The following is an 11,307-nucleotide window of genomic DNA, read 5'->3' on the forward strand; positions in this document are numbered from 1 at the left end:
GCCTTGATTCAGAAGAAAAATATCGCAATACTCACATTCGCGGCCTCCACCGTTCACCCTGTTCACACACAGATTTCGAATAGAAACTTACATGAGTCAACGAATCAGGTTTCGAATAGAAACTTACGTGAGGCAATAAGCATTGCGCGTTGAGCTCTCGTTCCCACGCTCTGCGTGGGAACGCTTATCCCGGCCGCTCCGCGGCCGCCCATTCTTGATAGATCTGCTGTGCGTCCGATCCTCCGCTCACACGGATCATCACCAATGGTTGGTTGCTTTTCGCCACTCATTCACCTATATTCAGGCCGCTTATTATTGACCTCAATTGTCATGAAGACGAAAGATACCACAACGCTCGGCATACGGTCCAACTTCCTCGGCATCGAAGAAGAATACTCTTCGTTCCCGAAGTCGAAGGTCGTGATCCTCCCCGTGCCCTACGAACAAACGGTCAGTTACGGCACCGGCACGAAACTCGGTCCGGGCGCGATCTTGAAGGCCTCGCACCAGGTGGAGTTCTACGACGAGGAGACGGGCCGCGAAGTGCACAAGGAGCTCGGGATCGCCACCCTCCCTCCTCTTGCATTCGGAAAAAGAACCGAAGAGGGGGCTCTCGAACTGATCCACGATCGCGTGAAGGGGCTGATCGCCGAACGAAAGCTCCTGGTGACGCTCGGGGGGGAACACACGATCTCGCAATCGATCATCGCCGCCTACGCCGAGCGGTACCGCGACCTCTCCGTCGTGCAGATCGACGCGCATTCCGACCTCCGGCCCGAATACCAGGGAAACAAGTACAGCCATGCCTCTGTGATGGCGCGCGTCTGCGAGTTTCTCGACCCGGCCCGGCTCGTTCAGGTGGGAATCCGGGCCCAGACAAGGGAGGAGGCGCGCTTCATCAAAGAAAAAGGGATCACGACACTCTACGCCCACCAGATCCGGGACGGCAAATTCACGAAGATATTGAAACTATGGGATGATCACGCCCTGGAGAGGCTCTCGGAGCACGTCTATGTGACGTTTGATGTGGACGGGCTCGACCCGTCGGTCATGCCCGCGACGGGCACGCCCGAGCCGAACGGATTACTGTGGAATGAAACGATGCGGCTTCTGCGCAACCTCGGAAAGAACAGGATCGTCGTCGGCTGCGATGTCGTCGAATTCTCGCCGATCAAAGGTCTCCATTACCCCGATCTGACGGCGGCGAGGCTCGTCTCGAAGATGATCAACTACTTCTGGCATTGACCCCCGGGCGGACGCCGGAGGCGAGGATCCGGGTCTTACTGCGGGGATGACTTTCCGAGGAGATACATTTCTCCCGTCGGCTGCGGGACTCCCCCCTTCGGTTCAAGCGTAATCGCGAACGCGTCGACTTCCCTCCGGTCGGATACTTCGAGAGGCCGGACCTGGAAGAAGCTCTCCTTCTCCCTGTCGTTCGTCACCGCAAAGACGCCCGCGCTCACCGGCTTCTGCGACTTGATGATCCAGAGCTGGTAGTCCTTGCCTTCCGGCACCTTGGGAAGGTTGGAGACGTGGAGGACAGCCTCCTTCCGGTCCGGATCCCAGACGATGGTCCCGTATCCGACAGGGTTCACTCCCAGGCCGTCCATCGACACGATCTGAACCCTGCGCGAGGCGAAGACCTTGAGAATTGCCTCCTTGCGTTCCGCCTCATCGAGCAACCGCGTGATCTGCGCCTGCTGGGCGGCGATATACTGGTCCTGGCTGCCGATGGTTTTGATCAACGAACGGACGTAGAACCCGAAGCCGCCGATCAGCACGATCAGGCCGGCCACCAGCGCGTACGAGAGCCAGACCCGGCTCCCCTGCCGTGGCGCCCGTTCCTCGCGCCTCGCCGGAGGCTTGTCGGCTGCCCGGGGTTTCTCCTGCCGGGGACTCTCCTTCCCGGGTCTTTCCGCGCCAAGACTTTCCACAGAAAGCGATTCGACGGGAGGTGCGGCATCGATGAAGGCCTTCGTCACTTTGGCGAGCCCGGCGTTAAACATTACCCGCTCTTTCAGTTCCGGGGAAACCGGCAGCTGCGAGAGCCCGAGCGGGAGCAGGCTCGCGACTTCCGCGAAGGAACTCATCTCGGCCCTGCAGACGGAACATCCCGTCTTCAGATGAGACTCAAATTCCTTGAGCTCATCACCGTCGAGGACTCCCAGGACGTAGACCGCGCTCAGTTCCAGGTATTTGACGTCGTGATCGGCCACTTCTTACATCTTCCCCTTTAGTTTCGAGCGCATCGATTGCAAAGCGTGCCTCATGCGCGATTTTACGGTGCCGAGCGGAATGTTCAGTTTCTTTGCGATCTCGGACTGGCTGAAACCCTCGTAGTATGCCAGGGCCAGCACCTGCTGCTGATCGACGGAAAGCTGCTTCAGTGTCCCCAGCACGACGTTCTGGTTCTCGCTTCTGACCGCGTGAGAATGGGGGTTTGAAGACGGCGCATCCGCGAACAGCACAACGACGGAGGGATCGACATGCTGGGCGGCGTGCTTGTATCCTTTCGATCTCAACCGGTCGATGGCCCGGTTCCTCATCATCGTCACGAGCCAGGTGTAAACGGTCCCCTTCTGTGCGTCGTAGGAGTCGGCCTTCTTCCAGACCTGAATGAAGACCTCCTGCACGATATCCTCCGACTCCTGGACGGACCTCAGGATCCGCATTCCAAGCGTGTAAAGCACCTGTGCATACCTGTCGTACAACTCGGCCAACGCCGGGTCTTCGCCCCTGGCGATCCGTTCGAGGACTGCGCCATCGTCCCCGACCCGTCCCGGAGACGCAGTCACAGCGGCAAATATGGATAGCAAGCCGTGCACGAGCTCTTCTTATAATACGCTAAATGGTGGCAAAGGGATCATTTCGACGAACGAACATACTGAGACTTTTTTCCAAATGCAAGAGATCCGTGATCGCGGTAATGTCTCAGTTCAATCCCGTTCCCACGCTCTCGATAGAGCTGCTGAGCACCCCCCATACGTTCCGCGCAAGCGCGGCTGACGTAGGGAAAGCAGGCATCGGGTAGTGGTTGAATTTCAACACCCGAGCCGAAAACCCGCAGCCTAAAGGCTGCGGCTACCAAGCCCGAGGCATCGGTAGCCGCGACCTTCAGGTCGCGGGACGAGAAGGCGACGAAAATCAGCCGGTACCAGGCATTGCGTTCAATTGATAAACCCATGCATTTTGCGTAAATTGTCCGGAGTTATTTGCTGCATCTCTGATTTCCCACAAGCGAAGGCTCCGAAATGAGATTTGGAATACTCACGGGCGGGGGAGACGTCCCCGGCCTCAATCCCTGCATCAAAGCTGCCGTCTACCACGCCTCTGAAGAGAACCATCAGACCATCGGCATACGGCGGGGTTGGGGCGGATTATTGAATTTCAATCCGGACGATAAACAAACACACGACGCCCATACCCTTCAACTGACCAGGTCGAACACGCGGACCATCGACCGCACCGGGGGGACTTCCCTCCACACCTCGAGGACGAACCCCGGGAAGGTAAAGAGGAAGGAACTCCCCGATTTCCTGAAGGGCGGGTTCCAGGAGGGGGCGGCGGACGAGCCCGTCGACTGCACGCAGCACATCCTCCGGGTGCTCGAGCATCTGAAGCTCGACGCGCTGATCGCAATCGGCGGCGACGACACGCTCAGTTACGCCGTGCGCCTTCACAAGGAAGGCTTTCCGGTGGTGTGCATCCCCAAAACGATGGATAACGACGTTCACGGAACCGACTACTGCATCGGGTTTTCGACCGCGGTGACGCGGAGCGTCGAATACATCCACGCGTTGCGGACTCCCGCCGGATCGCACGAGCGGATCGCCGTGGTCGAGCTGTTCGGCAGGTATTCGGGGGAAACGTCGTTGATCTCCGCCTACCTCGCGGGAGTCGACCGGGCCATCATCACCGAGGTCGATTTCGACATCGAAAAACTCATCGGATATCTCGTCGAGGATCGCAACGAAAATCCGAGCCGGTACGCGATCATGACGATTTCGGAAGGCGCCAAGCCCCTGGGCGGCCAGATGATCATGAAGGGGGAGGCCGACGCGTACGGCCATAAGAAACTGGGCGGCATCGGCGAGTACGTGGCTCACGAACTCGAGAAGAGGTCCGGCATCCGGTCCGTTTATCAGCAGCTCGCCTATCTCATGCGGAGCGGGGCGCCCGACGCGCTCGATCTCATGGTCTCGACAAGCTATGGGCATCTCGCGATGGACCTTCTCCTGAAAAAACAGGTCGGCAGGATGGTCGCCCTCCGCGACGGAAAATATACAACGGTTTCCGCAAATATCATCGCCGAAGGAAAGAAACGGGTCGATGTCGACGAGCTCTACGACGTCGATCAATACCGGCCGAAAGTCGCACACCTTCTCGGGAAGCCAATGTTTCTCTATTAGAGATGCACCCTGCGGAACAGAGGCAGTTCCGCTCGCAACGCAACACGATCAAACGGTCTGCGGCGACTCCCAATCGTCGATTTTCAGGAGGATGTCATGCTAAAACTATCCGTCACCACGGCAGTTCTTCTCACGCTGTTTGCGCTCAGCTGCAAGGGTCCGGAAGGGCCCGCGGGACCGGCCGGCCCTTCCGGGACCGGCATCGAGTCTCTGAGCGACCCCTCCGTTCAGCCGAGGGTGATTTATACATACCCCCCTGCGAATGTCCCGGGTCCGTACGACGACTTCTACCAATTGCTCGGCTGGTACGGGGAGGGGGACTACGGATTCTATATTCCGATTTACATTTCCCAGTTCCAGGTCCGGTTCAACAAGTACATGGACCGGAGCTCGGTCAGAAGATCGATCGCCGTTTCTTCGCCGGACGGAGGGGTTCGCGCCGACACGAATTACATGATCTCCCTCGGAGGCGACGTCTTTTTGATCAATCCCGTCGACACGCTCGGAAATCGCTTCTCCCAGTGGAAGGTCGGGGAGACATACACGTTCGGAGTCGCGGCAGGTGCCCGCGATATCAACGGAAACACGTTCCAACCGGGTTTCTCAATGAGCTTCACTCCGGAGCCCTTCTTTCGCGTCAGGAAGGTCTCCCCTCCGGACGGTGCGAGCGACGTAACCCCCCAGGGGTTGTACTACGGCGAGATCGTGCTCGTCTTCAACAGCAGGGTCGATACTTCTGTCTTCTCTTCGATTCAGATCACGCCCGATATTCCGGGCGACTGGTGGCTGTCGTACGATTCGACGTCGATCTACCGCTGGGTCGGCCAGGATCTGAGGAACAGCACATCGTATACGATGACCGTGAACACCACTGCTCACGACAGAGCCGGGAATCATCTTCCGGTGCCGTTCACCTCCTCCTTCACGACATCTCCGTTTAGAATCACTCACACCTATCCGGCGAACCACGCCGGAAACGTAGAAGTCCGCCCCTATATTGCCTTCGAGTTTGCCGGGGTCCTCGATTCAGCCACCGTCCGTTCTTCGTTCCGGATCCAGCCCGCCGCAACCGGCATTCTTAACCTCTACTCCAATTCTACCAACTTCCAATTCAGCCTGGGGCGGGACCTCCTTTTTGATTCAACCTATATCGTCACGATCGACACGACGCTCCGCTCCCGGCAGGGCCTGCGGCTCGCCGAACCGTACGTGCTCACGTTCAAGACACTGCCGTTCGAGATCAACTCCACATACCCTTTGAACCATCAGAGGTATGTCGATCGGGGGACAAACCTTGTCGTGCATTTCGATGCAGAAATAGATACAAGCACCGTCCGCTCCTCCTTCTCGCTCGCGGACTCGGCGGGCGCCGCCGTTCCCGGAACGCTTCCGTCGTCAGGCTGGCCGACAAATTCATTTGTTTTTTATCCAGGCCTCCTCCTGGCTCCGAATGCCGCCTACACTGCGACCATATCGACAGGCTTGCGGTCGGCTTCTGGAACCGCGCTGAAGGCGCCCTATGCGCTTTCATTTACAACGGGGGACTGAGGTAGGCGCGACCTTCAGGTCGCGTGCCTTTGTAGGGGCGGGGCATGCCCCGCCCGGAAGCTCAGATGATACGATGACCCTAGCGGGCGACGCATGCGTCGCCCCTACATCAGGCGACCTGCCAGACCGAACAAACGCAGGCTAAAGCCTGCGCCTACCGAACCCGAGGCATCGATATTTCCGATCGAGCCCGAGGCATCGGTAGGCGCGACCTTCAGGTCGCGTACCGGTCGGCGCGGCCTGAACGCTGTGGCTACCTTGTATTCCCGATTGATTTTAACGGGATTTTTGACTTTATTTCCTCTGCATTCCAGCTCAGCGCTGTTCCAATTCCACTCCAGGCCGAACGCAAAAGGCTGCATGTCCACCCCTTTGATGCTACAATATGCCCGGATGAAAGCGAAGCATCCCGGCACGATCCTTCTTTTTCGTCTCGGCGACTTCTATGAGACGTTTGAGGAGGACGCCGGAGTGACCTCCCGTGTCCTCGGAATCACGCTGACGAAGCGGGGGAACGGCACCGCCGGTGATATTCCACTTGCAGGGTTTCCCTACCACGCGCTCGACGCCTACCTTCCGAAACTGGTGAAGGCAGGCCTCCGCGTGGCAATCTGCGAGCAGCTCGAGGACCCGAAGCTCGCCAAGGGAATCGTGAAGCGGGACGTCGTCGAGGTCGTGACTCCCGGAGTGGCATTCTCCGACAAGGTCCTGGAACAGAAGCAGAATAACTACCTCCTGGCGGTCGCGCTCCCGCATGCTCTTGCCACAGGGGACGAGACGATCGGAATCGCCTATGTCGACGTGACCACAGCGGAATTCGGGGTCGGCGAGCTCCCGCTCCGCCAGCTTACCGACCAGGTTGCGTCGTTCGCCCCTTCGGAGATACTGGTTCAGAAGCGCGACATGGAGACCGTCCGCGTGATCCTGAAGGCCGGCTATGCCGGCGCATATTCCCGGCTCGACGATTGGATTTTCGAACGTGAGTACGCCCATGGCCTCCTCACCACACATTTCAAAACAAGGACATTGAAAGGGTTCGGGATCGAGGAGATGACGTGGGGGGTCACGGCGGCCGGAGCGATCATGAACTATCTCGAGGAAACGCAGAAGACCAACCTCGACCACATCCGGAAAATCGTTCCCTTTGTCGCCGGCGATTATATCCTCCTCGACGGCTCGACGAAACGCAATCTGGAAATCACACAGTCAATCGACGGCGGTGAAAAGGGAACATTATTCAGCGTTCTCGACCGGACCCGCACTCCGATGGGGGGCCGCATGCTGAAGAACTGGATCAGCCGCCCCCTGCGGAAGCTGGCACCTCTCCGAGCGCGGCTCGCAGCAGTTGAAGAGCTCGCAGAAACGGGAGAGGCGGCCGCGGCCGTCCCGGACCTCCTCTCCGGCATCGGCGACCTCGAACGGCTCGTCTCGAAGATTTCGACGAACCGCGCCAACCCGCGGGAAGTCGTCGTTCTTAAGGAGACGCTTGCGCAAGTCACGAAACTGAAGGCCGGGATGAAAACCGTCTCCTCCACTGCGCTCGTGGAGATTCGGGACCAGCTTCAACCGCTCGACCCGCTCGCCGAAAGGATCTCCGCCGCGATCTCAGACGACCCTCCCTTCTCGCTTGCCGACGGAGGAGTCATACGCCCCGGATACAGCAAAGAGCTCGATACACTCCGGGAGATCACGCGCGACGGAAAATCATGGATCGCCCGCCTGCAGGTCGAAGAGCGGGAGCGGACAGGGATTTCATCTCTCAAGGTCGGCTTCAATAACGTGTTCGGTTACTACATCGAGGTGACGAACACCCATAAGGAGAAGGTGCCGGAGAGCTACGTGCGGAAACAGACTCTTGCGAACGCCGAGCGTTTCATCACGGCCGGGTTGAAGGAGTACGAGGAGAAGATCCTGAACGCCGAGGAGAGGATTCTCAAGCTGGAGTCGGATCTCTTCGGGGAATTGCGCACTGCGATCGCGGAACATTCGGAGCCGATTCTGCGGAACGCGGGCCTGATCGCCAGGGCCGATTGCCTCGTCTCCCTGGCGGAAGTTGCAAGGAAGAATCACTATGTCCTTCCCTTGTTGAGCGAGGACTCGCGGATCGAGATCGAGGGAGGGCGGCATCCCGTGATCGAACACCTCCTTCCTCCCGGCGACTCCTACACTCCCAACGATACGCTCCTCGATACAGAGGAGAATCAGGTCCTGATCATCACCGGCCCCAACATGAGCGGCAAGTCGAGCTATCTCAGGCAGGTCGGATTGATCGTGCTCCTGGCGCACATCGGCAGCTTCGTCCCTGCGAAAGCCGCCCGCATCGGGCTCGTCGACAGGATCTACACGCGTGTGGGAGCGAGCGACAATATCGCCTCCGGAGAGAGCACCTTTCTTGTGGAGATGCACGAAGCCGCGAACATCCTGAACACGGCTTCTTCCAGGAGCCTGATCCTCCTCGACGAGGTCGGACGCGGCACAAGCACCTTCGACGGCATCAGCATCGCCTGGGCTCTCACGGAGTATATTCACGACCGGATCGGCGCCAAAACGCTCTTCGCGACGCACTACCATGAACTCAACGAGCTCGCCCGTCTCTTCCCGCGGATCAAGAACCTGAAAGTGGAAGTCCGGGAGTACGAAGACCGCGTGATCTTCCTGCATAAGGTCACTCCCGGATTCGCGGACCACTCCTACGGGATCCAGGTCGCCCAGATGGCCGGCCTCCCCGCGGAGGTGACGGAGCGGGCGAAGGAACTTCTCGGGAATCTCGAGGGATCGGAGTTGAACGTCCACTCCGGGCCGGTAGCGAAGGGCAGGATCGCCCCTCCGGAGATCCAGATGACGCTCTTCGACGGACAGGACAAATTGCGCGAAGAATTGCAAGCGCTCGAAATAGATAAGATGACGCCGCTGGAAGCCCTGCAAAAACTCGCGGAGCTCCGGCAGAAGCATAGCCGCTAAACAAACACTCTCCCGAAAACCGCCATGCAAAGACGAGAATTCATCAGGACCACGGCCGCGGGATCCCTCCTTCCCGTCGCCCTTTCACAGGCTTTCTCCCGGCTCCCCGATGAGAAAAATCCAAAGGTGAAAGAGCTCCGCGACAGAATCAAGCCGGTCACGGAGGGAGAGCGGCTTCAGCGGCAGGAGAACGCGCGGAAATTGATGGCCGGGCAGGGGATCGACGCCCTCATCCTCGAGGGGGGCACAAGCATGAGCTATTTCTCAGGCGTGAGTTGGGGGCGGAGCGAGCGTCTCTTTGCCATGGTCCTTCCGAAGAAGGGGGAGGCGCAGTTCGTGGCTCCGAAATTCGAGGAGGCCCGTGCGCGCGAACAGGTGGGGACCGCAACATTACTGACCTGGGAGGAAGACGAAAGCCCGTATGCGCTGATCAAGGACATACTGGCCGGCGCGGGCGCGACGACCGGGACACTCGGCATCGAGGAAACCACCCGGCACTTCGTCACGGAGAACATCTCCCGGGCGATGAGCGGGGCGACGCTTGCGAGCGGCACTCCCGTCACCGCCGGCTGCCGGAGCGTCAAATCGGAACACGAAATCGAGTTGATGCAGATCGCGAACGATATCACCGCGACGGTGTACAAGGATTCCCTCCGGTATCTCAAAGACGGCCTCTCGGAACGAGAGTTCGGCGCCACGCTGACGAAACTCTTCGCCGAATTCGGGGTAAGCGGAGGGGCGCTAGTGCTGTTCGGCGAAGCTTCGGCGCATCCTCACGGATCCGTGAAGGAGCACGTGCTCCATGAAGGGCAGATCGTGCTGATCGACGGGGGATGCACCGTCGAAGGGTACGGCTCGGACATCACGCGAACCACGGTGTTCGGTAAACCGACGGAGAAAATGCGGTCGGTCTGGAACATCGTTCGCCGGGCGCAGGACGCCGGGCTCGCGGCGGCAAAACCGGGAGCGCCCGCCGAGACGATCGACGCGGCGGCCAGAAAGGTCATCACCGACGCCGGCTACGGTCCCGGCTACAAGTACTTCACGCACCGGCTCGGACACGGGATCGGGATGGACGGGCACGAATGGTATTATCTCGTCAACGGGAACAAGCGGCCCGAAGCACCGGGGAACATGCACAGCAACGAACCCGGGATCTATATCCTCGGAGAGTTCGGAATCCGTCTTGAAGACGAAATGCTCATTACCGGGGACGGGGCAAAGCTTCTCCTTCCTCAAGCGGAGAGCCTCGAGACGATTTTCCCGTGATCCGGGTAATGCTTCAATTCGGTCCCAATTCTCTCCAACTCGTCATGCTGACATGCTTCAGGTCAGCATCTTTCAACGCTTTAGAAAGATCCCGACCTAAAACATGTCGGGATGACGAGATAAGATGAAAATGCGACAGTACCTATATTCCTTGCGGGTGATTCGATAACTACGTACAATAAAACACCATGAATCTCCAGGATATCCGGTCATTATACGAATTCAATTACTGGGCCAAGGCGCGGATCCTCGACTCCCTCACGTCCCTCACGCCGGAACAATACGCCCTCGATCTGAAATCGAGCCACGGCGGGATTCAGGGCACGCTCGTGCATCTCGTGGGCGCGGAGGAAATCTGGGTGCGGAGGTGGAAGGGCGAGTCCCCTGCCACGTTCATGAAGCCGGCCGACTACCCCACCCTCCAGAGCATCAGCGACCGCTGGGACATGGTCGAGCACGAGATCATGGGATTCTGCCACATGCTCAAGAGCGACGCCGACATTGCGAAGACGGTGACGTACAAGGACCTGAAAGGAAACACCTACGCGATGGCCCTCGCCCCTTTAATGCAACACCTCGTCAACCATTCGTCGTATCACCGCGGACAGATCGTCACAATGCTGAGGCAGTCGGGCATGAAGGCCCCCGCCACCGACCTGGTGGCTTTTTACAGGGAACAGGCGGCAAAGCCTCAAACCTGAACTGCAAAGATCAATAGAAACTCGTTCCCACGCTCTGCGTGGGAACGCAATATTCGGCCGCTCCGCGGCCGGGGGCGCGGAGCGCCCCTGCATGCATTCCGCCGCAGAGCGGCGGAACGAGAATCTTGGGTGTTTTAAAACAAGCGTCGCGCAATCACACTGGGAGTGAGAGAGGAAAGATGAGATGACTTTATTGATAGCCCGGCGTTTGCTGATCTGGGGGGCGATCGCGCTGAGCGCAATTCCCCTCCTGGCACCGGCAGGGGCTCAGATTCAAACCGGAACGTCTCCCCAAACGGGCGACACCCTTTACTCCCGGCCGCACGATATCTTCCCCGAGGAGCTGATGAGGCAGATGCCCCGCTCAACCCCCAGGAGCACGCCCCTCTCCACGGGCGCCGCGACCCAATCCCTCTATC

Annotated in this window: 10 protein-coding genes; 7 read left to right on the forward strand and 3 right to left on the reverse strand. The window is 59.1% G+C overall.

Annotated elements, in window-relative coordinates; all coding sequences use genetic code 11:
- Positions 1-330 precede the first annotated feature (330 nt).
- Entirely contained in the window at positions 331-1,245 is a 915-nt protein-coding gene (gene speB, locus VI215_05470) for an agmatinase (GenBank protein ID HEY6191760.1), read from the forward strand.
- Between the two features lie 35 nt (positions 1,246-1,280).
- Here the strand turns inward: speB and VI215_05475 are convergent, their stop codons facing one another.
- Positions 1,281-2,216, reverse strand: coding sequence for an anti-sigma factor (locus VI215_05475; protein ID HEY6191761.1), 936 nt, complete (start codon positions 2,214-2,216; stop codon positions 1,281-1,283).
- Positions 2,217-2,219: 3 nt separating this feature from the next.
- The gene (locus tag VI215_05480; GenBank protein ID HEY6191762.1) at positions 2,220-2,825 is read right to left on the reverse strand and encodes a sigma-70 family RNA polymerase sigma factor; all 606 of its coding nucleotides are present in this window, start codon (positions 2,823-2,825) and stop codon (positions 2,220-2,222) included.
- A gap of 426 nt (positions 2,826-3,251) precedes the next feature.
- On the opposite strand from VI215_05480, the gene VI215_05485 reads away from it, so the two are divergent.
- On the forward strand, positions 3,252-4,409 hold the full coding sequence (locus VI215_05485; GenBank protein HEY6191763.1) for a 6-phosphofructokinase: 1,158 nt from the start codon (positions 3,252-3,254) through the stop codon (positions 4,407-4,409).
- A gap of 96 nt (positions 4,410-4,505) precedes the next feature.
- Positions 4,506-5,957, forward strand: coding sequence for an Ig-like domain-containing protein (locus VI215_05490; GenBank protein ID HEY6191764.1), 1,452 nt, complete (start codon positions 4,506-4,508; stop codon positions 5,955-5,957).
- A gap of 104 nt (positions 5,958-6,061) precedes the next feature.
- Here VI215_05490 and VI215_05495 read toward each other — a convergent pair whose 3' ends face one another.
- Positions 6,062-6,319 carry a hypothetical protein gene (locus tag VI215_05495; protein ID HEY6191765.1) on the reverse strand — a complete coding sequence of 86 codons (258 nt, stop codon included), beginning with the start codon at positions 6,317-6,319 and terminating at the stop codon, positions 6,062-6,064.
- 13 nt (positions 6,320-6,332) lie between these two features.
- Here VI215_05495 and mutS point away from each other — a divergent pair, with 13 nt between their 5' ends.
- From mutS to VI215_05515, 4 genes are all read left to right on the forward strand, one after another.
- The gene (mutS, locus tag VI215_05500; protein ID HEY6191766.1) at positions 6,333-8,918 is read left to right on the forward strand and encodes a DNA mismatch repair protein MutS; all 2,586 of its coding nucleotides are present in this window, start codon (positions 6,333-6,335) and stop codon (positions 8,916-8,918) included.
- Between the two features lie 24 nt (positions 8,919-8,942).
- A complete protein-coding gene (locus tag VI215_05505) occupies positions 8,943-10,187 on the forward strand; it encodes a Xaa-Pro peptidase family protein (GenBank protein ID HEY6191767.1) in 1,245 nt (414 codons plus the stop codon).
- 188 nt (positions 10,188-10,375) lie between these two features.
- Positions 10,376-10,888, forward strand: coding sequence for a DinB family protein (locus VI215_05510; protein ID HEY6191768.1), 513 nt, complete (start codon positions 10,376-10,378; stop codon positions 10,886-10,888).
- Positions 10,889-11,072: 184 nt separating this feature from the next.
- Positions 11,073-11,307: hypothetical protein (locus tag VI215_05515; protein ID HEY6191769.1), on the forward strand; the 235-nt coding region annotated here is incomplete at its 3' end.

This window comes from Bacteroidota bacterium, assembly GCA_036522515.1.
GTDB lineage: Bacteria > Bacteroidota > Ignavibacteria > UBA10030 > SZUA-254 > VBOC01.